This is a genomic window from Fundidesulfovibrio putealis DSM 16056 (assembly GCF_000429325.1).
GTDB classification, from domain to species: Bacteria; Desulfobacterota; Desulfovibrionia; order Desulfovibrionales; family Desulfovibrionaceae; genus Fundidesulfovibrio; species Fundidesulfovibrio putealis.
In genome coordinates this window covers 85,253-107,400 of sequence record NZ_AUBQ01000018.1, presented here as the reverse complement: position 1 = coordinate 107,400, position 22,148 = coordinate 85,253, and the positions used below count along the sequence as shown (strand labels likewise).

Sequence of the window (22,148 nt, the reverse complement as noted above, 5' to 3'; positions counted from 1 at the left end):
GACGAATGTGCGGTCGTATTCCAGGCGGGCGCGAGCCCTGGCTTCAGGAGGCGATCCTGAAGAACCCCACCGCCTGCATGAGCCGCTCCGCCTGCCCGGAGAGCTCAGCCGAGGTTGAGGCAACCTGTTCGGAGGCCGCAGCGTTCTGCTGGATGACCCTGTCCAGGCTCTGGATGGCGGAGTTTATCTGGCCAGCCCCGGCGTTCTGCTCCTGGGAGGCGGCGGAGATGCCCTTCACCAGTTCCGCCGTCTTTGTGATGTCCGGAACGATTTCACTGAGCATGGCTCCCGCCTTCTCAGCCTGGGCCACCGACCCGCTGGACAGCCCGGATATCTCTGAAGCCGCGCGCCCGGAGCGCTCGGCCAGCTTGCGCACTTCGGAGGCCACCACGGCGAAGCCCTTGCCGTTTTCACCGGCCCTGGCTGCCTCGATGGCCGCATTCAGGGCCAGCAGGTTGGTCTGGCGGGCGATCTCCTCAATGATGCCGATCTTCTGCGCAATCAGCTTCATGGCCTCAACGGTGAGCGCCACGGCCTCGCCGCCTTCCTGGGCGTCGTGGGCGGACTTGCGGGCCATGGTTTCGGTCTGGACCGAGTTGTAGGCGTTCTGCTGGATGTTGGCGGATATCTCTTCCACAGAGGACGACACCTGATCCACGCTGGCCGCTTGCTGGGCTGCACCCTGGGCCAGATTTTCGGATGCGTCCGACAGCTCTTTCGCGCCTGTCGACACGCTCTGGGAGCTCTCCACGATGTCCCTCACGGCCTCGCTCATGCGCGAGGCCATCTCCTGCATGGTGCCGGCCAGTGTGCCGATCTCGTCGCGCTGGGGAATGTCCAGCCTGCCGGTGAGGTCGCCCTGGGCCAGTCGCCGCGCAAAATCCACCGCTTTCGCAACCGGGCTCAGGATGGTCAGGAACGTGGCCACCACGATGAGCGCGGCCAGAATGAGCGCCGCCAGCACGAAGCCGCCTTGCGCGGTGAGCAGTTGCGTCACGCGGGCCTCGGATTCCCGCTGCATGATGGAGACTGCCTTGTCCAGCTCGATGTTGACCGCTTCGCTCCTGGCCAGGAAATCGTCAAAGTCCGTTCCCTGCCCTCCGGCCTGGGCCGTGGCGAGCAGCGGCTTGAAGGCGTTCCAGGCCGCCACGGCCGCAGTCAGCTGGTCGCGGACCTGGGGGGTGGGTCTGGGCAGGCTGGCCGCCGGGCCGACGGGGTCGAGCGTGGTGGGGGCGTCTCCACCTTCGACCAGGGCCTTGAGGGTGGCCTCGAAGACCTGCATGGACGCCTTGAACTTGGCGTCCAGTTTCTGGTCGGTCTTTCCCTGCGCCAGCAGGCGGGCGTACAGCAGGGCTTCCTTGGACATCTTCTGGCTGAGCATTCGTTCGCGTCCGGCCAGGTTTATGACCATGCCGTCGTTGCGCTGCCCCTGGGATACGAAGATCGTTGCGCCGAACATGAACGTGACCAGGGCGAACAAGGCAGCCACGGGCAGAAGGATTTTCAGCTTGAGCGTCAGATGTTTCATCACCGGCCTCCAGCGCTTGCCTTGGCGGGATGTCTCAGGTCCTGCCAGGGGATTGGGATCATGATACGCAATCCTGCGGTATGTGGGAAGAGTTTCGTTCGGCTTTGTGCATATGTGTCTGGAATTTCGAATTCAGATCGGCTTGGTCGAATATTTTCGGGTTTCTTCTCGAAGTGAGAATGTTTGCAGAATAAGAATGGGCCGGGCACCGCCTCTTTGGGGTTGGCGATGTCCAACCAGCTAAAATACAAAAATAAAAAAACTCGGAATAACAGGGTGAAATGGTCCCTCTTTTGCTGCCCCGCAGTCACGCCGACAAGGCGATCACATTGCTGGAGAACCCACCGCATGAACACCGAGAGCACTCGCATACGCCAGATGGCCCAGGATTTTCTCCCCGACATGACCCGCTTCCTGCGCGACATGATCCGCATACCCAGCGAATCCTGCCAGGAGGAGGGCGTCATCCGCCGCATCAAGACCGAGATGGAGGCCGTGGGCTTCGACCGCGTCGAGGTGGACCCCATGGGCAACGTCCTGGGGTATCTGGGCAACGGCCCGCGCCTCATCGCCTTCGACGCCCACGTGGACACCGTGGGCGTGGGCAACCGCTCCAACTGGATGTTCGACCCCTACGACGGCTACGAGGACGACGAGACCATCGGCGGTCGTGGCGCGTCCGACCAGGAGGGCGGCATGGCTTCCATGGTCTACGCGGGCAAAATCCTGAAAGAAATCGGCGTGCCCGAGGGCTTCACCGTGGTCATGGTGGGCACCGTGCAGGAGGAAGACTGCGACGGCCTGTGCTGGCAGTACCTCATCAAGGAGCACGGCCTGAAGCCGGAGTTCGTCTGCTGCACCGAGCCCACCGACGGCGGTATCTATCGCGGCCAGCGCGGGCGCATGGAGATCCGCCTGGACGTCAAGGGCGTCTCGTCCCACGGCTCGGCCCCGGAGCGCGGCGACAACGCGATCTTCCGCATGGGCAAGATCCTGGGCGAGCTGGAAGAGCTGCACCCGCGCCTCACCAACGACCCCTTCCTGGGCAAGGGCTCGCTCACGGTGTCGCAGATCTTCTTCACCTCGCCCTCGCGCTGCGCCGTGGCCGACGGCTGCTCGGTGTCCATCGACCGCCGCCTGACCCACGGCGAGGACAAGGAACTGGCCCTGTCGCAAATCCGCGAGCTGCCCTCGGTGAAGGCCGCCGGGGACAAGGCCGTGGTGTCCATGTACACCTACGAGGCCCCCTCCTGGACGGGGCTCGTCTACCCCACGGACTGCTACTTCCCCACCTGGGTGCTGCCCGAGGACCACGCCGTGTGCAAGTCCGCCGTGGCCGCCTACACATGCCTGTTCGACGAGGCCCCGCGCGTGGACAAGTGGACCTTCTCCACCAACGGCGTGTCCATCATGGGCATGTTCGGCATCCCGGTCGTCGGCTTCGGCCCCGGCAAGGAGAACCAGGCCCACGCCCCCAACGAGAAGACCTGGAAGGCCGATCTGGCCCGCTGCGCCGCCATGTACGTGGGCATGGTCCACGCCTACGCCGCCGGGAAGGAGTAGCGCGCCATGTCCTCCAGGCTGGCCGTGGTGGCCATCGGGGGCAACTCGCTCATAAAGCGCAAGGACCTGCGCACCGTGGAGGACCAGTACCGCGCCCTGTGCGAGACCGTGGAGCACATCGCCGAAGTGGCGGCCCACGGCTGGCAGGTGGTGGTCACCCACGGCAACGGGCCGCAGGTGGGCTTCATAATGATGCGCTCGGAGATCGCCCGCGAGGTGGCCGGGCTGCACATGGTGCCGCTGGTCAGCTGCGTGGCCGACACCCAGGGGGCCATCGGCTGGCAGATCCAGATGGCCATGGATAACGCCTTGGCCAAGCGGGGCCTGGAAAGCCGCACGGTCACCGTGGTCACCCAGGTGCTCGTTGACGCGGCCGACCCCGGCTTTGCCACCCCGGACAAGCCCGTGGGCGAGTTCTACTCCGACAGCCAGCTTGACGACCTCACCCGCCAGCACCCGGACTGGGTCCTCAGGCAGGACGCCGGGCGGGGCTGGCGTCGCGTGGTGCCGTCCCCCAAGCCTGTGGAAATCCTGGAGCTGGACGCGGTGCGCACGCTCCTGGACGCGGGCTTTCACGTGGTGGCCGCCGGAGGAGGGGGCATCCCCGTGGTGCGCGCCCCGGAGGGACTCTCCGGCATCGACGCCGTTGTGGACAAGGATCTGGCCTCGGCCATGCTGGCCGGGCAGCTCGGAGCCAAGCTCCTGGTGATCTCCACCGCCGTGGAGCGGGTGGCGCTCAACTTCGGCACGCCGCTTCAGACGCCGCTTTCGCGCGTGGACCTGCCCACCATCAAGGCCTTCCTGGCCGAAGGGCACTTCGCGCCCGGCTCCATGGCCCCCAAGATTCAGGCCGCCGTTGATTTTTTGGAAGCGGGCGGCGAAGAAGTGATCATAACCAAACCGGAAACACTGGGCCTCGCTCTCTCCGGGGACGCAGGCACCCACATCATTCGATAAGGAGACACCATGGACGCAGTGCGCGTGAAAGAACTCATCCGCTCCCTCGGACGCCTGAACTTCAAGGGCATGTACGATCAGGACTTCCTGCTCACCTGGGAAAAATCCGACGCCGAAATCCAGGCCACCTTCCATGTGGCGGAGATCCTGCGCGGCCTGCGGGAGCTGGGCTTCTCCTGCCGCGTGTTTGATTCGGGGCTGGCCGTGTCCATCTTCCGCGACAACTCCACCCGCACCCGCTTCAGCTTCGTGTCCGCCGCCAACCTCCTGGGCCTGACCCCCCAGGACTTGGACGAGGGCAAGTCCCAGATCGCCCACGGCGAGACCGTGCGCGAGACCGCCAACATGGTCTCCTTCATGGCCGAGGTCATCGGCATCCGCGACGACATGTTCATCGGCAAGGGCAACGCCTACATGCGCGAGGTCTCCAAGGCCGTGCGCGAGGGCTTCCAGGAGGGCGTGCTGCCCACCCGCCCGACGCTCGTGAACCTTCAGTGCGACATCGACCACCCCACTCAGGCCATGGCCGACATGCTGCACCTTATCAACCATTTCGGCGGCGTCGAGAACCTTCGGGGCAAGAAGATCGCCATGACCTGGGCCTATTCGCCCTCCTACGGCAAGCCCCTGTCCGTACCCCAGGGCGTCATAGGCCTCATGACCCGCTTCGGCATGGACGTGGCCCTGGCGCACCCCAAGGGCTACGAGATGATGCCCGAAGTAATGGACGTGGCCGCCAAGAACGCCAAGGCCTCCGGCGGCACCTTCAGCGCGTCCAACTCCATGCAGGAGGCCTTCGCGGACGCGGACATCGTCTACCCCAAGAGCTGGGCGTCATTCTCCGCCATGGAGCAGCGCACGGACCTCTACGCCAAGAACGATTGGGACGGCATTAAGGCCCTGGAGAAGAAGCTGCTGGCCGAGAACGCCAAGCACAAAAAGTGGGAGTGCGACGAGAAGCTCATGGCCACCACCAAGAACGGCCAGGGGCTGTATCTCCACTGCCTCCCGGCGGACATCACCGGCGTCTCCTGCGAGCAGGGCGAAGTGGCCGCCAGCGTGTTCGACCGCTACCGCGTGCCGCTGTACCAGCAGGCCAGCTACAAGCCGTATACCATCGCGGCCATGATGCTTCTGGCCAAGAAGAGGAACCCCGCCCAGACGCTGGAAAAGCTTCTGGAAGAGGGGAAAGAGCGAGTGAAGTAATGTGTTTGGGCCAGCCCTTTCGAGGGCTGGCCCAAATTTGTTGTATAATGATACGTTTGGTGTGTGATGTTGGGGGATAGAATGGCAACATGCATCGTTATTGATACCAATGTTTGGATCAGAGAACAGTTGCTAAAATCACCTTTGGGCATTGCATTTTTGCATTTAGTTAGGATTAATGGTTGGAAGGTGGCCGTTCCTGAAGTGGTTAGAGGCGAAGTGGAGGCTGTTTCTGTTCGGCACTGTAGGGATGCTGTTAAGAAGATAAAAGATTCATTTGGATTGCTGCATCATGTTATTGGTAGGTTGGTTAAAGTGTACATTCCTGACGAGAGGGAAATTAAGGATAGTATAGATGCAGTCTTTGAGGATATGTCAAGTTGCAAAATAGATGTAGAGTTTACATTGGAGCACGCGCGGTCTGCTCTGAAAAGGGTGATAGCTGGGACTCCTCCTAATGGTGAAAAAAATCAGCAGTATAAAGATTCTGTTGTGTGGGAGGCAATATTGAGTTTGCTTGGCGACTACGATGTTTTCTTCGTTACTGAGGATAAGGCCTTTTATCATAATGGGATGTCAAAGGACGGCAGATTGTCGATGCCATTGAAAGAAGAAAGTGATGCAAAGCTGCATCAGTGTAAAATTTACGAGTCTCTGCGTGTCTTGGTTGCAGAGAATAAGGATCAACTAGAAAGTATTTCTGTATCATTCCAGGTTGATGCGCTGAGTGATTATATCGTTAGCGATGTAAATAATTCTCTGCGAGGGTGGGGATTTTTTGCGTTAAGTGTCGCGATTAGAAAGTTTGATGTGTATATCACTGAAGATAAGGACGTGATTGCGATAATTTATGACGTCGAGTGTGAAGTTGAGCATGATTCTAGTAGTAACCCACAAGGGTTTGGCTCTGGGAATATGTTTGGGGTTGGGGAGTGTAGATATGACTTAAGTGAGAGTGAATTTTTTGATAATATTATAAGTTCTGTGAAAATTAAATGCCTTGATAAAGAAGGTGTTGAGAGGACTCTTCAAGTTGCTTCCGCGAATACTGAACATTTGTTTGATGATGTTGTTAATTATACTTTAAAGAAACATATAGATAATATCATATCGGGGTAAAACTAATAATGGGGGCGGGATGTTCTCTTTACTACTTAATGGCGTAGAACGAATATACTCCGGCGACCCGTCGCTGCCGCTTCTCTCCTGGCTGCGCGACCACATGGGCATCCTCTCCCCCAAGGACGGCTGCTCCGGTCAGGCCGCCTGCGGTGCGTGCCTCGTCGAGATAAACGCCAAGGCCACGCTGGCCTGCTCCACCCCCATGTCCAAGCTCGAGGGCGCAAGCGTCGTGACCATCGAGGGCTTCCCCGACGCGCTCAAGCGCACTCTCGGCGCGGCCTTCGCCGCCAAGGGCGCGGTCCAGTGCGGCTTTTGTACTCCCGGATTTTTGACCCGCACCAAGATTCTTCTGGCTTCCAATCCCGACCCCACCCGCGAGGACATCGCCAAGGCGCTTCGCTTCAACCTGTGCCGCTGCACGGGCTACGTGAAGATCGTGGACGCAGTTCTCGAAGCGGCGCGGGCCATTCGCGACGGCGTAGACCCCGTCCTGCCGGACAAGCCCGGCATGGGCGGGCGCGTGGCCAAGATCGGCGCAGTGGAGCGCGCCCTTGGGCAGACCCCCTTCACGGCGGATATGACCCTTCCCGGCATGGTGCACGGCGCGGTGGTGTTCTCCGAGCACCCACGGGCGCGGGTGCTGTCCGTTGACGTCAGCGACGCGCTGACCGCGCCGGGTGTGGTGCGCATCGTCACGGCGACGGACGTTCCGGGCGAGCGGACCACGGGAATCTTGCGCAAGGACTGGCCCATCCTGGTGGCCGAAGGCGAGACCACCCGTTACATCGGCGACGCGCCGGCCCTGGTGGCCGCAGAGTCGGAAGCCCAGGCGCGCGCGGCGGCCAGGCTGGTGAGGGTGGAGTATGATGTCCTGGAGCCGGTCACGGACGTGGACGAAGCTCTCAAGGGCGAGGTGCTGCTGCACGAGGGCGGCAACGTGCTGGCTCGCAAGGTGATCAAGCGCGGCTGCCTGGTGGAGGACGCCCTGGCCGCGTCGTTTGCGGTGGCGCGCGGCGTGTTCACCACGCCCGCCGTGGAGCACGGCTACCTGGAGACCGAGTGCGGCCTGGCCCAGCCAGAAGGTGAGGGCCTGCGCGTGTACAGCCAGAGCCAGGGCATCTGGCACGACAAGCTGAACATCGCCCGCATGCTGGGCCTGCCCGAGGACGCCGTGCGCGTCACTCGCGTGGACGCGGGCGGGGCTTTCGGCGGCAAGGAGGACCTCTCGGCCCAGGGGCACGCGGCCCTGCTGGCGTTTCTTGTCGGACGCCCGGCCAAAGTGCGCTTCTCGCGCCCTGAGTCCCTGCGATTTCATCCCAAGCGCCACGCCATGCGCATGGAGTACGCCCTTGGCTGCGACCATGAGGGCCGCCTGACCGCACTCCGGGCGCGCATCGTCGGCGACACCGGGGCCTACGCCTCGCTAGGCGGCCCGGTGATGGCCCGCGCCGCCAACCACGCCACCGGAGCCTACTCCGTTCCCTGCGTGGACATCGAGTCCGTGGCGGTGTTCACCAACAACATCCCGGCCGGGGCCATGCGCGGCTTCGGGGTGAATCAGGTAACCTTCGCCATGGAGAGCCTGATGGAGGAGCTTTGCGCCAAGGGCGGCTTCGACCCCTGGCAGATGCGCTACGACAACGCCCTGGACGAGGGCCGCATCACCGCCAGCGGCCAGCGTCTGGGCGGCGGCATCGGACTTCGCCGAACGCTCGACGCCGTGCGCGAGGCCTGGAAGAATGCCAGGCACGCAGGGCTGGCCTGCGCCATCAAGAACACCGGCATCGGCGGCGGCATCGTGGAGGAGTGCCTGGTGCGCCTCACGGTGCTGGACGGTGGGCGGGTGCGCCTGGACCACGGCTGGACCGAGATGGGGCAGGGCATCGACACCGTTGCCGCGCAGGTGCTGTGCGAAACGCTTGGATGGACGGATATTTCGCGCGTGGACGTGGTGGCGGATACGTCATCCAAGGCGCTGGCCGGGTCCACCACGGCCAGTCGGGGGACGTTCCAGCTTGGGCGGGCGGTCATCGAGGCCGGGCGCGCCCTGGCAGCGGGTATTGCCGAAGCCGGAAGTGTGGAGGCGCTCGCGGGGCGCGTGTTCACGGGCCGCTATGTGAGCGACGACACCCAGGCCGACGGCCCGCCCGGCAACGTGCGCAGCCACGTATCCTACAGTTTCGCCACGCATTTGGCTATTCTGGATGAATCTGGCAAGGTCCAAAAGATAATCGCCGCCCACGACGCGGGGCGCGTGGTCAACCCCATGCTCTGCGAGGGGCAGGTGGAGGGCGGCGTGGTCATGGGCCTCGGGTATGCACTTACGGAAAAGATGCCCGTGGAGAAGGGGCGCCTGACCGCGGAGAAGTTCGGCTCGCTTGGCATCCCCAGGATCACCGACGTGCCTGAGATCGAAGTGATCCTGGTGGAAGGGTCGGACCCGGAAGGCCCCTACGGGGCCAAGGGCGTGGGAGAGATCGGCTGCATCCCCACCGCCGCCGCCGTGGCCAACGCGTTCTACCGATTCGATGCCAAACCCAGGCGCTGCCTGCCGCTTTCAAAACCAGCCGGAGACAAGACGTGACCCTGTACCTGAAAGACGCCACCTGGCTCGATCCCGCCAGCTTCGCCCTGACCTCCACCCATCTGGCCGTGGACCAGGGCCCCTTCGGCAACGCCACCCCCGTGGCCGCCATCCCGCCGAACAAACCGACCTTCGACTGCGCCGGGCGTCTGGTGACCCGCTCCTTCGCCTGCGGGCATCACCACATCTATTCGGCCCTGGCGCGCGGCATGCCGCCAGCGCCCAAGACGCCCACGAACTTTGTGGAGATACTGGAAAACATCTGGTGGCGCCTCGACAAGTGCCTGGACCGCGACATGGTGGAGGCCTCGGCCCTGGCAGCGGCCATGGCCTGCGCCAAAGCGGGCGTGACCTTCGTCATCGACCATCACGCCTCGCCCAACTTCGTGGAAGGCAGTCTCAAGACCATCGCCGCCGCCTTCGAGCGCGTGGGTGTCGGGCATCTGCTCTGCTACGAGATGAGCTGCCGCGACGGCGATGCAGTGAAGGAAGCCGGGCTGGCCGAGACCGACGCCTATCTGTCCGCCGGGCGCAAGGGGCACGTGGGCTTGCACGCCTCCTTCACCGTGGACGACGACCTGCTGGGCCGCGCCGTGGATCTGGCCCGCAAGCACGGGGCGGGCATCCACATCCACGTGGCGGAGGATGCGGCGGACCAGCGCCACTGCCTGGAGACCTACGGCAAACGCGTGGTTGAGCGTCTGCACGACGCCGGGGCGCTTGATCTTCCGCGTTCCATCCTGGCCCACTGCGTCCACCTGGACGAATCAGAGCGCGAACTGGTGCGGGATTCCCAGGCCTGGGTGGTCCAGAACATCGAGAGCAACCAGAATAACGCAGTGGGGCTCACGGGCTATGCGGGATTTGGCATGCGGGTGATGCTCGGCACCGACGGCATGCACTCGGACATGCTGCGCTCCGCCCAGGCGGCCTATCTGGCCGGGCAGGCGCTGGAGGGCATATCGCCGCTCCAGGCCTATCGCAGGTTCCGGGCCGTGCACGCGCTGATCGCCGGGACCGGCGCGCCGGGCGACACCGGCAACAACCTGGTGGTGTTCGACTACGACAGCCCGACAGACGTGACCCAGGCCAACTTTCCCGGCCACTTCGTGTACGGCCTGGATTCGCGCCATGTGCGAACGGTCATTGCGCAAGGGAAAGTGATCGTGGAGGAGGGCAGGCTGGTCAGCGTGGACGAGGCCGAAATCCTGGCCCAGGCCCGCGAACAGGCCCGCAGGCTGTGGGCGGAGTTGGAGAAGAGGTAGAGTATTTGTCGACGGGTGTGGGGTGAGCGTTGGGTGGGTCGTGCGGGAAGTCTCCGGCGGCCAAAGGGACGAGTCCCTTTGGAATCCCCTATTGGTTCGCCGGGGCTTGTTCGGATATGCTCGCGAGGCGGTATTTTCGGTGAACTCCCCGCCAAACAAAGAGACTTGATAGTATCATGAGGCCGGACAACTCAATGCGAATCCTTGTGGCCGGAGGCACGGTGGCCACGGCGACCGGCAGCTTCCGGGCCGACGTGCTGGCCGAAGGCGGCGTCATCCTTCAGGTGGGCGAGAATCTGGCGCGCGATGGCGCGCAGGTCCTGGACGCCTCGGGCCTGCTGGTGATCCCCGGCGGGGTGGACGTCCACACGCACTTCGGCCTGGATGTTGGTTTCGCGCAGGTTGCCGATGACTTTTATCACGGCACGAAAGCCGCTGCCATGGGCGGCGTCACTTGCATCGTGGAGCATCCGGGTTTCGGCCCGGCTGGGTGTGGCCTGCTGCACCAGGTAGAGGCCTTCAAGAAACTGGCCGACGGGCGCTGCTGCGTGGACTACGGCCTGCACGGCGTGGCCCAGGGAGACGGGCATTTCGACGGTTTGGAGGAACTGGCCCGCGCCGGGTGTCCGTCCATCAAGGCCTACACCACCTACGGCGGACGCCTTGGCGAGGAGCCCCTGCTGTCGCTCATGGACGGGGCCGCGTCCTCGCCGCTGCCTGTGCTGGTGGCCGTGCATTGCGAGGACCACGCCCTGGTCAGTTGGCTGGCCGCCCGATATCGCGCCAGTGCCCCTCATGACCCCATGAGCCACGCCCGCTCGCGCCCGGACTACGCCGAGGCCCTGGCTGTGCGGCAAGCCGTCGCCCTGGCCCGTGCGGCAGGGGCCACGCTCTACGTGGTGCACCTGTCCAGTGCGGCAGGCCTTAGCGTCGTGCAAGAAGCCCAGGCCGAGGGTGTGAAGGTCATCGCCGAAACCTGCCCGCAGTACCTGCTGCTGGACGAAACGCGCTATCAAGAACCGGACGGGCTGGCGTATATCATGGCCCCGCCGCTTCGCCGCGAAGCGGACCGGGAGGCCTTGTGGCGCGGCCTGCAAGGCGGCTCGATATCCGTGGCCGCAACCGACCACTGCGCTTTCTCCCTGGCGGACAAGCGCCGCCTGGGTACGTCGTCAGTATTCGATTGCCCCGGCGGCATCCCCGGCGTCCAGACCCGTTTGCCGCTGCTCTATACCTACGGCGTCCTGGCCGGGCGCATCTCGCTTGAGCGTTTCGTGGAGGTGTGCTGCACCGCCCCGGCTTACGTCATGGGCTTAACGCGCAAGGGCCGCCTGGAACCGGGGTTCGACGCCGACATGACCGTGCTGGACCCGCAGGCCGAGCGCGTGATCAGCGCTGCCACGCTTAATCAACGCGTGGACTACACCCCCTTCGAGGGCATGGCCGTTCGCGGCTGGCCGCGCCATGTGCTGTCTCGCGGGCGGGCCGTGGTTCAGGACGGCGAGTTCGCAGGAGAGCCGGGCTGGGGCCGGTTCGTGCATCGCATCGTGGAGACATCATGAAGAAATCCGACGCCTTCTTTCCCGCATCAGCCGCAACGCTCCTGGGCTGGATGCTGGACGACCTCTCGCGCGGCGAGATATTCGGCATCGCCCGCAGCCTGTTTTTCACGCCAAGCTCCGCCGATCCGTTCCGCACCAGCCGCTTCGGCAGGCTTCTGGAGACGCCGCTTGGCGTGGCCGCCGGGCCGCACTCCCAGATGGCCCAGAACATCGTGGCCGCGTGGCTGTGCGGAGCGCGCTTCATCGAACTGAAAACCGTGCAGGTGCTGGACGAACTCAGCGTCACCAAGCCGTGCATCGAGGCCCGTGACGAGGGCTACAACTGCGAGTGGTCCCAGGAGCTGAAACTGGAGGAGTCCTTCGGCCAGTATCTGGCGGCCATGGTCCTGTTGTGCGTGCTGCGAGACGCCCTGGGGCATGCGGTCAATGATGCCGCCTCCGGACCGGGTTTCATCCTGAACATGAGCGCGGGCTACAACCTGGAGGGCCTGAAAAGCCCCGCCATGCGCCGCTTCCTGGACCGCATGGCCTCCTGCCCGGAAGAGGTCGAAACGCTGCGCCAGAGTCTCATGCCCCTCTATCCCAGGCTGGAAACGCTCACGCTGCCGGATTTCGTGTCCGACAACCTCACCCTGTCCACCATGCACGGCTGCCCCCCGGACGAGATAGAGCGCATCGCCCGGCACTTCCTGGAAGAGCGGCGCATGCACACCTGCGTGAAGCTCAACCCCACACTGCTGGGGTCTGACGCGGTGCGCGCCCTGGTGCATTCTCGCCTCGGCTACCCGGTGACCATCCCGGACGAGGCCTTCGGGCACGACCTCAAGTTCGCCGAGGCCGTGGAGCTTGTCAGTTCGCTTCAGGAGGCGGCAAAAAAGAGCGGCGCGCATTTCGGAGTGAAGCTCACCAACACCCTGGAGGTGGTCAACGCCGGGAATCTGCCCGCTGGCGAGAAGATGCTCTATCTGTCCGGGCGCGCCCTGCATCCGGTGAGCATCGCCCTGGCCGCGAAGTTGCGCGAGCAGTTTGGCGGCGGCCTGGACATATCGTTCTGCGCGGGCGTGGACGCTTTCAACGCGGGCGCGGTGCTTGGTGCGGGCTTGAGCCCCGTCACGGTATGCACCGATCTGCTGAAACCCGGAGGCTACGGCCGCCTGCGCCAGTGCGTGGAGGCCATGCGCAGCGCGCCAAAGCTGGATGTTTCCGAGTACGCGTTACAGGCCGCCGACGACCCGCGCTACAGAAAGGACGCCCACCCGTACCCGTCCATCAAGGGCGCACGGGATCTGACGTCCTTCGACTGCGCAGCAGCGCCCTGCATGGAAGCCTGCGGCGCAGGGCAGGATATTCCGGGCTATCTGCGGATGGCCGCGCAGGGGCGCTTCGAGGACTCCCTGGCCGTGATCCTGGCCACGAACCCCTTCCCGAATCTGCTGGGCGCGTTCTGCGACCGCCTCTGCCAGCCCCGCTGCAACCGCATCCATTTGGACCGTCCGGTGCGCATCCGGGAAGTGAAGCGCGTGGCTGCGCAGGCGGGGGTTCCCCCCGCGCCAAACGCTTCAGATCCGGGCCTTGCCACGGCCCAGGCACTTTCGGAGGAGAGGGCGGTTGCTGCTGCCCGACAAGCCGGAGAGATAGAGCATGGTTTCGGGCGCGTCACCGTGCGCGGCTCGGGCCTCGCGGGCCTTGCTTGCGCGTACTTTCTGGCCCGATCCGGCACCGGCGTGGATGTGTACGGCCCCTGCCCGAAGAGTCAGGCCAAGCTGCTGGATTCCCCGGCAGGCAAACGCGACGTGGCGGCCATTCTGGCCTCTGGCGTCCGGCAGCTGGAGGGCAATGCTCCTGGTGACATTCCTGGCGACGCGCTGGATTGCACCGGCGGGACTGATACAGGTCCGGGCGTGCTGGCCGCCGCCGTGGGGCGGGGCAGGGCAGTTGCCCTGGCGTACCTCAAGGCGCACAAACCCGTGATGTCCCAGATGGGCCAGATGTCCCAGACGGGGCAAGCCGCACTGGTGACAGGTTCAATCCCATCGGTCGATGTTTTTCAGGCGCAGCACTCGGGGCTCCCGGATGCTCTGGACTTCCAGGATCTGGCCCGTGAGAAGGCCACCCGCCGTCCAGGACCGCAGCAGGTGGACACCCCCGTGGACGCCAGCCGCGAGGCCGCGCGCTGCCTGCGTTGCGACCAGGTCTGCTCCATCTGCGTCACTGTCTGCCCCAACAGGGCCAACATCGCCGTGCGCCGGCAGGACTCCTGGCCGTTGTCCTACCCGGTCCAGCGGGCGGTGCGCCGTGGCGAAGCCGTCGCCGTGGAGACGCTGGGCAGCGTCCCCGTGGCCCAGCGCGTCCAGGTGGTGAACGTGGCGGACTTCTGCAACGAGTGCGGCAACTGCGCCGTGTTCTGCCCCACCTCCGGCGCGCCCTATCGCCACAAGCCGCGCCTGCACCTCTCCCGCGAGAGCTTCGAGGCCGCAGGGGAGGGGGCCTGGTTTCGCGAGCCCTGGAGCATGGAGGCCGTGATCCAGGGCTCGGCCATGTCCGTGACCTCCACGTTTTTCGGCGGGCGCGCGGTCCTGAAGGTGAAAACGCCGGTATTCACGGCGCTTCTGGACGCCAAGACCCTGGAAGCTGCCTCCGTGGCGCTCGCGACCGGCGTCGCCCAGGCCGAACTGGCACTGGCGGCCCAGGCCGCCATGTTGTATGCTCTCGCGCTTACGATCCATCCCATTTTATCGGAACCTTCATGTTAAGCAGTCTGCGCATCGTCATCCGGGGCGCGGGCGATCTGGCCACGGGCGTGGCCCTTCGCCTGTACCGTTCCGGGTTCACCCGGCTTGCGATGCTTGAACGCGAAAACCCCGTGGCCGTGCGCCGCCGTGCCTCCTTCTGCGAGGCCGTGCGTCTTCGTGAACACACGGTGGAGGGCGTCACGGCCCAACTGGCGGAAATTCCCGCCGACGTGGAAGTGATCCAATCAAAGGGGCGCATCCCCGTGCTGGTGGACCCGCAGAACCGCGCGCTGGGGTTGCTCAGGCCCGACGTGCTGGTGGACGCGGTCATTGCCAAGCGCAACCTGGGGACGACCATCCATGACGCGCCGCTGGTGATCGGCCTGGGGCCGGGCTTCACCGCCGGGCAGGACGTCCACCGCGTGGTGGAGACCCATCGCGGCATGGGCCTTGGGCGGGTGATCGCCTCGGGCGCGGCCCAGCCCAACACCGGGGTTCCCGCATCCGTGATGGGCTACGCGTCCGAGCGGGTGCTGCGCGCTCCGGCGGACGGCATATTCACAACCAGCCTGGACATTGGCCACATGGTGAGCGCCGGGCAGTCCGTGGGCATGGTGGGTGAAGATCCCGTTATTTCTCAGATTTCCGGCGTGCTGCGCGGCCTTCTGCCCCACAATGTCAAGGTGACCAAGGGCATGAAGCTGGGCGACGTGGACCCGCGCGGCCACGCCGTGGACTGCGCACGCGTCTCCGACAAGGCCCTGGCCATCGGCGGCGGCGTGCTGGAGGCGATTCTGGAACGATACAACACCGGCCCCGGCGAGTGCGGGCGGGAGGAGGGAGCCCCGTGGCCATCGGCGACTCCGTAAGACGCGTGGACGGCCCGTCGAAAGTGACGGGGCGCGCCCGCTATACCGGCGACCTGACCCTGCCCGGCATGCGCTGGGCCAAGTACGTGCGCTCGCCCATCGCCCACGGGCGCGTCACGCGCATCGACACGTCCAAGGCCCTGGCCCTGCCCGGCGTGGACGCGGTCTTCACCTTTCAGGACGTGCCGGACGTGCTGTTCCCCACGGCGGGGCACCCCTGGCACCTGGACCCCGGCCACCGCGACGTGGCCGACCGGGTGCTCCTTACCGGGCACGTGCGCTACCACGGCGACGAGGTGGCCGTGGTGGTGGCCCGAGACGAGCTCACCGCCGAACAGGCCGTGCGGCTGGTGGAGGTGGACTACGAGGAACTCCCTGTGGTCACCACGCCCCAGGCAGCCCTGGCCGAGGGCGCGCCCAAACTGCACCCCGGCGGCAACCTGCTGAAAAGCCACCGCTTCGCCTGCGCTCCTCCAGGCGCATCTGTTTCCGATCCCCAGGAACTGCTGGCCCAGGCGGACGTCACGGTGTCGGGCAGCTACCACACCCCCATCGTGCAGCACTGCCACCTGGAAAACCACGTGGCCTACGCCTACATGGAGGACGACAAGCGCATCACCATCGTGTCCTCCACCCAGATTCCGCACATCTGCCGCCGCGTGGTGGGCCAGGCCCTCTCCATCCCCTGGAGCCGCGTGCGCGTGGTGAAGCCCTGCGTGGGCGGCGGGTTCGGGGCCAAGCAGGACGTGGTGCTGGAGCCCATGGTGGCCTTTCTCACCTGGAAGCTGGGCGGCCTGCCCGTGAAGCTGGAGCTCACCCGCGAGGAGTGCATGCTGGCCACGCGCACCCGCCACGCCTTCGACATCACCGGCAAGCTCGGCGTCACGCGCGAGGGCCGCATCACGGCCATCAGCCTGGAAGCCTTTTCCAACAGCGGAGCCTACGCCTCCCACGGCCACTCCATCGCCTCCGCCGGGGGCGCGAAGTGCCCCTCGCTCTACCCGCGCGCAGCCTTCGAGTTCGCGGCCTCCACCGTGTACACCAACCTGCCGGTGGCCGGAGCCATGCGCGGCTACGGCTCGCCCCAGGTGCACTTCGCCCTGGACTGTCTGGTGGAGCAGGCAGCCCGCGAGCTCGGCATGGACCCGGTGGAATTGCGGCTCGCAAACGTCGGCCTGCCCGGCGAGACCAACCCCCTGAACAAGCGGGTCATCACCACCCACGGCATCTCGGAGTGCCTGCGCACCGGGCGCGACGCCTTCGGCTGGGAGCGCCGCCGCGCCGCCATCGATGCCCATAACGCCGCTGGCGGGCCGCTTCGCCGGGGCCTGGGCGTGGCCAACTTCAGCTTCAACACCGGCGTGTATCCCGTGTCCACGGAGCTTGGCGGGGCGCGCCTCATCATGAACCAGGACGGCACGGTTCAGCTGATGGTCGGGGCCACGGAGATCGGCCAGGGGTCGGACACGGTGTTCGCCCAGATGGCCGCGCACGTGCTGGGCATCCCCATGAGCCACGTGAACGTGGTCTCCACCCAGGACACCGACCTGACCCCGTTCGATCCGGGGGCTTACGCCTCCCGTCAGACCTTCACTTGCGCCCCGGCGGTCAAGGGCGCGGCAGAGCAGCTGCGCGAGCGCATCCTGGCGCACGCCGCAGCCATGACCGGGCGCGACGCGGCCACGCTGGACGTCCGCGACGCCGTTGTGGTCTGCGGCGACGAGGCCCTGGCCAGCCTGGAGGAGGTGTCCATGGACGCCTTCTACCACAAGGACCGGGGAGCCCAGCTCTTCGGCGAGTGCTCCCACAAGGTCACGGCCAACCCGCCGTCCTTTGGCTGCACCTTTGTGGAGGTCGAGGTGGACGTGCCCTTGTGCCGGGCGCGCGTGGTGGACATCCTGAACGTGCACGACGCGGGCGTTCTCATGAACCCCAAGCTGGCCGAAGGGCAGGTGCACGGCGGGCTGGCCATGGGCGTGGGCTGGGCGCTCAGCGAGGAGATCCTGGTGGACCAGCGGTCCGGCAAGGTCCTGAACAACAACCTGCTGGACTACAAGGTCCCCACCTGCCTGGACATGCCCGAGCTCAGCGCCCTGTTCGTCCAGACCCAGGAGCCGAGTTCCGCCTTCGGCAGCAAGTCCCTGGGCGAGCCGCCGCTTCTCTCGCCCGCGCCCGCCATCAGGAACGCCGTGTGGGACGCCACGGGCGTGCGCGTGGACGAAATCCCCATGACCCCCAAGGTGCTGTTCAAGCACTTCAAGGCGGCGGGGCTGTTATGATTCTCAAAGCAAGGAGCGGACGCCATGTTCGCGGTTGAAAAATACCACAAGGCCCACAGCGTGGCCGAGGCCGTGCGGCTCTTGGCCGCCGACCCCTTCGCCGTTCCCATCGCTGGCGGCACGGACATCCTGGTGAAGCTGCGCGAAGGCCACCGGGAGTACGCCAATCTGGTGGACATCCACGCCATGCCCGAACTCACGCCCATCACCCTGGAGCCGGACGGCTCCCTGGCCGTGGGCGCTGGGGCCACCTTCACCCAGGTGATCGAGTCCGAGCTGGTGCAGCGCCACAGCCCGGTGCTGGCCGAGGGCGCGTCCTGGGTGGCCGGGCCGCAGATCAGGAACGTCGGCACCGTCGGCGGCAACATCTGCAACGGCTCCGTGTGCGCGGACTCCGTGCCGCCGCTTCTGGTGCTGGACGCCGAGCTTGAACTCCAGGGGCCGGACGGCTCGCGTCGCATCCCGCTACGCGGCTTCCACACCGGACCCGGCAAAGTGGCGCGCGGCCACGCCGAAGTGCTCACCCGCATCATCGTTCCACCTGCGCCAACCGGCTCCTTCGGCGCTGCCAGCATCAAGTACGCCATGCGCCAGGCCATGGACATCACCACCATCGGCTGCGCCGCCTCGATCCTGCTGGAAAACGACCGCATCCAGTGGCTGAAGCTGGCCTTTTCCGTGGCCGCGCCAACGCCCGTGCGCTGTCCGGCAGCCGAGGCCGCCGCGTTCGGCCAGCCGCTTGACGCCGCCACCATCGCTGCCGTCCAGGCCGCCGTGGCGGCCGACGTGTCGCCGCGCACCTCCTGGCGCGCTCCGGCAGACTTTCGCCTGCACATCATCAGGGAGTTGGCCGCGCGCGCCATCGACAAGGCCGCTGCCCGTTCAGCCCAACCCGGAAGGAGCACCGCGTGAGCCACACCATAACAGTCACGATAAACGGCAAGCTCGAGTCCGCCCAGGTCGAGCCGGGCATGTCGCTTCTGGATTTCCTGCGCGCGCAGGGCCTCACCGGAACCAAGCAGGGCTGCGGGGTTGGCGAGTGCGGAGCCTGCACCGTTCTTGTGGACGGCACGCCCGTGGACTCCTGCCTGTTCCTGGCGGTGTGGGCCGACGGCAAGGCCGTGCGCACCATCGAGGGCGAGGCGCGCGGCCACGAACTCTCCCCCGTGCAGGAGGCCTATCTGGAGGCCGGGGCTGTGCAGTGCGGCTACTGCACGCCGGGTCTTGTGATGACCACCACCGCCTTCGTGGAGAAGCACGCCGGAAAGCCCGTCAGCCGCGAGGACATCCGGCGCGGGCACGCCGGGAACCTGTGCCGCTGCACCGGCTACACCACCATCGTCAACGCCGTGGAGAGCTGCCTCAAAAAATGAGGCGGGTTGTCCGCTCTTTTCGGTTTTGTGAATTTGTGCTAGGCGCGAGAATCGACACCCGTTCAAAAGGAGCAACGAACCGATGATAGGCAAGACACTCCGCACGCTGGCCGCTGCCGCCGCCGTTTTGTGCCTGGCCCTCCCGGCCCTGGCCCAGACCCCCGTCAAGTTCACCCTGGACTGGAAGTTCGAAGGCCCCGCCGCCCCGTACTTCATCGCCGCCGCCAAGGGCTACTTCAAACAGGCCGGGCTGGACGTGACCATCGACTCGGGCAACGGCTCCTCCGGGGCCGTGAACCGCGTGGCCACCGGGGCCTACGACATCGGTTTCGCGGACATCAACTCGCTCATCGAGTTCAATGCCCAGAATCCGGACAAGGCCCTCAAGGCCGTGTTCATGGTCTACGACTACCCGCCCTTCGCCATCTTCTCCCTGAAGAAGGCCAACATCACCAAGCCCGCCGATCTGGCAGGCAAGACGCTGGGTGCGCCCATCTTCGACGCCCCCCGCAAGACCTTCTCCGCCTTCGCCAAGGCCGTTAACCTCGACCCCGCCTCCGTCACCTGGCAGACCATGGACCCGCCGCTGCGCGAGCCCATGCTGATCCGCGGCGACGTGAACGCCATCTCCGGCTTCTACTTCACGAGCCTGCTCAATCTCGAGAAGGCCGGGGTCAAGGCCGAGGACCTGAACATCTTCAAGTACCCTGATTTCGGCGTGAAGCTCTACGGCAACGCCATCATCGTAAGCCCCGAGATGGCCAAGAAGCCCGAACTGGTGAAGGGATTCCTTGCCGCCGTGGCCAAGGGCTGGAAGGAAGCCATCGCCGACCCCAAGGCCGCCATCGCCTTCGTCAAGGAGAAGGACGGCCTCATCGACGCCGCCCTGGAAGAAAAACGCCTGAAACTCTGCGTGGATATGTGCATCGCCACCCCCTACGTGAAGGAAAACGGCATGGGCGGAGTGGACCCCGCGCGCCTCGCCAAGGCCATCGAGGAGGCTTCGATCTCCTTTGGCCTGAAGACCACCCCCAAGCCCGAGCAGGTGTTTGACTCGTCCTTCATGCCTGACAAGGACGCCCGCAAGGTCTTCTAAACTGGGCTCCGCCCAGACCCGCAAGGGCTCTGCCCTTGACCCGCCAGGGGGAGAAGCCTCCCCCTGGACCCGGCTATTCGCTTCGCGGGATGTGCCGGGAGCCGTGTTGGCGCGCGGGGATACCGCCGGGAACGCCCAAAGCGGCTTTTCCCGGCGGCCAGCCATCGCCGAGGACGGCGATTTCAAGAATATAGCCTGAAGCGCGGCTCGGCGCGCTTCAGGCTTATTGAACAAGATTTCTGCATTGTGGCGGCGCGTAACGCGAAGCCCACTGAGGGTCCAGGGGGATCATCCCCCTGGCGGGAGAGTGCAGAGAGGGCGGAGCCCTCTTTGCCCGCCGGAGGCTCTTACCGCCTATGCCTCCGGCACGCAGCATTTCATTGGGAGCCTATCCGGTGAGCAACCGATTCGTAGAACTGACCAACGTCGACCTCGCCTACACCGAGGACTCAGACGCCCTGGCCGTGCAGAACCTGTCCCTCAACATGGACGAGGGCGAGTTCATCGCGGTCGTCGGGCCTTCGGGCTGCGGCAAGTCCACGCTTCTCAAGCTGGTCACGGGCCTTCGCCCCCCCAGCAAGGGCGCGGTGGTGGTGAACGGCCGCGAGGTGACCGGGCCGCTGTCCTTCGTGGGCATGGCCTTCCAGAACGCCACGCTGCTCCCCTGGCGAAAGCTCCTGGACAACATCATGCTGCCCCTGGAGATCGTGCAGCCTCACAGGTCGCAGCTGCGCAAAGAGCGCGAGCGCTATGTGGAGCGCGCCCGCGAGCTTCTGCGCACGGTCGGCCTGCAAAACCACGAGGACAAGTACCCGTGGCAGCTCTCCGGCGGCATGCAGCAGCGCGCCAGCCTGTGCCGGGCGCTGATCCACGAACCCAAGCTCCTGATGCTGGACGAGCCCTTCGGCGCGTTGGACGCCTTCACCCGCGAGGAACTCTGGTGCGTGCTGCGCGACCTGTGGGAGGCCAAGCCCTTCACCGTGGTGCTGGTGACGCACGACCTGCGCGAGTCGGTGTTCCTGGCGGACACGGTGCACGTGATGAGCCGCAGGCCCGGGCGCATTGTGCACACCCGCAAAGTGGACATCCCAAGGCCGCGCAGCCTGGAAGCCTGCTACGACAAGCATTTCGTGGACATCGTGCACGAGCTGCGCGACCAGATCGAGGCGGTGCGCTGCGTTCCCGGAGTACAGACCGATCTCCAGGAGGAACAGCTGTGCCGTTAAGCCGCAAACAAATGGAGGCCCTGTCCCCCTGGCTGGTGACGCTCGGCCTGTTCATCCTGTGGGAGCTGATCGCCCGCGTGGGCAAGATCCCCAGCTACATCCTGCCCACGCCCAGCCAGTCCATCATCGAGGGCTGGGAGTACAAAGGCCCCATCATGCAGCACGCCCTGCAGACCCTGTACACCACCTCGGCGGGCTTCGCCCTGGCCGTGGTGTTCGGGATGCTGCTTGGGGTGCTGGTCGGGTCGTCCAAGGTGGTCTACAAGGCGCTCTATCCCGTGCTGGTGGGCTTCAACTCGGTGCCCAAGGTGGCCCTGGTGCCCATCCTGGTGATCTGGTTCGGCATCGGCTCGGTCCCGGCCATCATCACGGCGTTTCTCATCTCGTTCTTCCCGGTGGTGGTGAACGTGGCCACGGGCCTTGCCACGCTGGAGCCGGAGCTTGAGGATGTGCTGCGGGTGCTCGGCGCGACCAAGGTGGACGTGCTCATGAAGGTGGGCATCCCGCGCTCGCTGCCGTTCTTTTTCGCCTCGCTGAAGATTGCCGTCACGCTGGCTTTTGTGGGCTCGGTCATCTCCGAGACCGTGGCCTCCAACTCGGGCATCGGCTACCTGATGATGTCGGCCAGCTCCAAGTTCAATGTGCCCCTGGTGTTCGCCGGGCTCATGGTCATCGCCGCCATGGGCGTTGGCATGTACGAGTTCTTCGCCATGCTGGAGCGGCGTTTCACGGCCTGGGCGCACCGGGGATGATCGCGGTGCGCAGGGGTTCTGGAAGGTCCGCGTC

The 22,148-nt window shown here is 65.4% G+C and carries 16 protein-coding genes; 15 read left to right on the top strand and 1 reads right to left on the bottom strand.

Annotated elements, in window-relative coordinates; genetic code table 11:
• Window positions 1-43 precede the first annotated feature (43 nt).
• The gene (locus G453_RS29195) at window positions 44-1,528 is read right to left on the bottom strand and encodes a methyl-accepting chemotaxis protein (RefSeq protein ID WP_051272496.1); all 1,485 of its coding nucleotides are present in this window, start codon (window positions 1,526-1,528) and stop codon (window positions 44-46) included.
• Between the two features lie 348 nt (window positions 1,529-1,876).
• On the opposite strand from G453_RS29195, the gene G453_RS0115505 reads away from it, so the two are divergent.
• From G453_RS0115505 to G453_RS0115435, 15 genes are all read left to right on the top strand, one after another.
• Window positions 1,877-3,091, top strand: coding sequence for a YgeY family selenium metabolism-linked hydrolase (locus G453_RS0115505; protein WP_027191788.1), 1,215 nt, complete (start codon window positions 1,877-1,879; stop codon window positions 3,089-3,091).
• Window positions 3,092-3,097: 6 nt separating this feature from the next.
• Window positions 3,098-4,048, top strand: coding sequence for a carbamate kinase (locus G453_RS0115500; protein WP_027191787.1), 951 nt, complete (start codon window positions 3,098-3,100; stop codon window positions 4,046-4,048).
• Window positions 4,049-4,057: 9 nt separating this feature from the next.
• Window positions 4,058-5,254 (top strand): knotted carbamoyltransferase YgeW, encoded by a 1,197-nt coding sequence (gene ygeW, locus G453_RS0115495; protein WP_027191786.1) that lies wholly within the window; start codon window positions 4,058-4,060, stop codon window positions 5,252-5,254.
• 81 nt (window positions 5,255-5,335) lie between these two features.
• Window positions 5,336-6,373: a PIN domain-containing protein gene (locus G453_RS28090; protein ID WP_169725349.1), complete on the top strand. Its 1,038-nt coding sequence runs from the start codon at window positions 5,336-5,338 to the stop codon at window positions 6,371-6,373.
• Between the two features lie 19 nt (window positions 6,374-6,392).
• A complete protein-coding gene (gene xdh, locus G453_RS0115485) occupies window positions 6,393-8,960 on the top strand; it encodes a selenium-dependent xanthine dehydrogenase (protein WP_027191784.1) in 2,568 nt (855 codons plus the stop codon).
• On the top strand, window positions 8,957-10,225 hold the full coding sequence (locus G453_RS0115480) for an amidohydrolase family protein (protein WP_027191783.1): 1,269 nt from the start codon (window positions 8,957-8,959) through the stop codon (window positions 10,223-10,225). Before xdh ends, G453_RS0115480 begins: the two co-directional genes overlap by 4 nt.
• A 194-nt stretch (window positions 10,226-10,419) precedes the next feature.
• Window positions 10,420-11,787, top strand: a complete 1,368-nt coding sequence (gene hydA / locus G453_RS0115475) for a dihydropyrimidinase (RefSeq protein ID WP_027191782.1) — start codon at window positions 10,420-10,422, stop codon at window positions 11,785-11,787.
• Complete coding sequence (locus G453_RS24485) at window positions 11,784-14,540, top strand: hypothetical protein (protein ID WP_051272495.1); 2,757 nt, start codon at window positions 11,784-11,786, stop codon at window positions 14,538-14,540. The genes hydA and G453_RS24485 overlap by 4 nt, the downstream gene beginning before the upstream one ends.
• Window positions 14,534-15,388, top strand: a complete 855-nt coding sequence (gene yqeB / locus G453_RS24480; RefSeq protein ID WP_051272494.1) for a selenium-dependent molybdenum cofactor biosynthesis protein YqeB — start codon at window positions 14,534-14,536, stop codon at window positions 15,386-15,388. The genes G453_RS24485 and yqeB overlap by 7 nt, the downstream gene beginning before the upstream one ends.
• Window positions 15,367-17,667: a xanthine dehydrogenase subunit XdhA gene (gene xdhA / locus G453_RS0115460; protein WP_027191781.1), complete on the top strand. Its 2,301-nt coding sequence runs from the start codon at window positions 15,367-15,369 to the stop codon at window positions 17,665-17,667. The genes yqeB and xdhA overlap by 22 nt, the downstream gene beginning before the upstream one ends.
• Window positions 17,668-17,691: 24 nt before the next feature.
• Window positions 17,692-18,579: a xanthine dehydrogenase subunit XdhB gene (gene xdhB, locus G453_RS0115455; RefSeq protein WP_027191780.1), complete on the top strand. Its 888-nt coding sequence runs from the start codon at window positions 17,692-17,694 to the stop codon at window positions 18,577-18,579.
• On the top strand, window positions 18,576-19,040 hold the full coding sequence (gene xdhC, locus G453_RS0115450) for a xanthine dehydrogenase iron sulfur-binding subunit XdhC (RefSeq protein ID WP_027191779.1): 465 nt from the start codon (window positions 18,576-18,578) through the stop codon (window positions 19,038-19,040). The genes xdhB and xdhC overlap by 4 nt, the downstream gene beginning before the upstream one ends.
• A gap of 82 nt (window positions 19,041-19,122) precedes the next feature.
• Window positions 19,123-20,136, top strand: a complete 1,014-nt coding sequence (locus G453_RS0115445) for an ABC transporter substrate-binding protein (RefSeq protein WP_027191778.1) — start codon at window positions 19,123-19,125, stop codon at window positions 20,134-20,136.
• Between the two features lie 395 nt (window positions 20,137-20,531).
• A complete protein-coding gene (locus G453_RS24475; RefSeq protein WP_235731775.1) occupies window positions 20,532-21,362 on the top strand; it encodes an ABC transporter ATP-binding protein in 831 nt (276 codons plus the stop codon).
• On the top strand, window positions 21,353-22,114 hold the full coding sequence (locus G453_RS0115435) for an ABC transporter permease (protein WP_027191777.1): 762 nt from the start codon (window positions 21,353-21,355) through the stop codon (window positions 22,112-22,114). The genes G453_RS24475 and G453_RS0115435 overlap by 10 nt, the downstream gene beginning before the upstream one ends.
• Window positions 22,115-22,148: the final 34 nt, after the last annotated feature.

Bases quoted from the DNA above. Each gene is read 5' to 3' on its own strand.
- xdhB (WP_027191780.1), top strand. From the start codon at position 17,692: ATGTTCGCGGTTGAAAAATACCACAAGGCCCACAGCGTGGCCGAGGCC.
- hydA (WP_027191782.1), top strand. From the start codon at position 10,420: ATGCGAATCCTTGTGGCCGGAGGCACGGTGGCCACGGCGACCGGCAGC.
- G453_RS29195 (WP_051272496.1), bottom strand. From the start codon at position 1,528: ATGAAACATCTGACGCTCAAGCTGAAAATCCTTCTGCCCGTGGCTGCC.
- G453_RS28090 (WP_169725349.1), top strand. From the start codon at position 5,336: ATGGCAACATGCATCGTTATTGATACCAATGTTTGGATCAGAGAACAG.
- G453_RS0115445 (WP_027191778.1), top strand. From the start codon at position 19,123: ATGATAGGCAAGACACTCCGCACGCTGGCCGCTGCCGCCGCCGTTTTG.
- G453_RS24485 (WP_051272495.1), top strand. From the start codon at position 11,784: ATGAAGAAATCCGACGCCTTCTTTCCCGCATCAGCCGCAACGCTCCTG.
- G453_RS0115500 (WP_027191787.1), top strand. From the start codon at position 3,098: ATGTCCTCCAGGCTGGCCGTGGTGGCCATCGGGGGCAACTCGCTCATA.
- xdh (WP_027191784.1), top strand. From the start codon at position 6,393: ATGTTCTCTTTACTACTTAATGGCGTAGAACGAATATACTCCGGCGAC.
- ygeW (WP_027191786.1), top strand. From the start codon at position 4,058: ATGGACGCAGTGCGCGTGAAAGAACTCATCCGCTCCCTCGGACGCCTG.
- yqeB (WP_051272494.1), top strand. From the start codon at position 14,534: ATGTTAAGCAGTCTGCGCATCGTCATCCGGGGCGCGGGCGATCTGGCC.
- G453_RS0115505 (WP_027191788.1), top strand. From the start codon at position 1,877: ATGAACACCGAGAGCACTCGCATACGCCAGATGGCCCAGGATTTTCTC.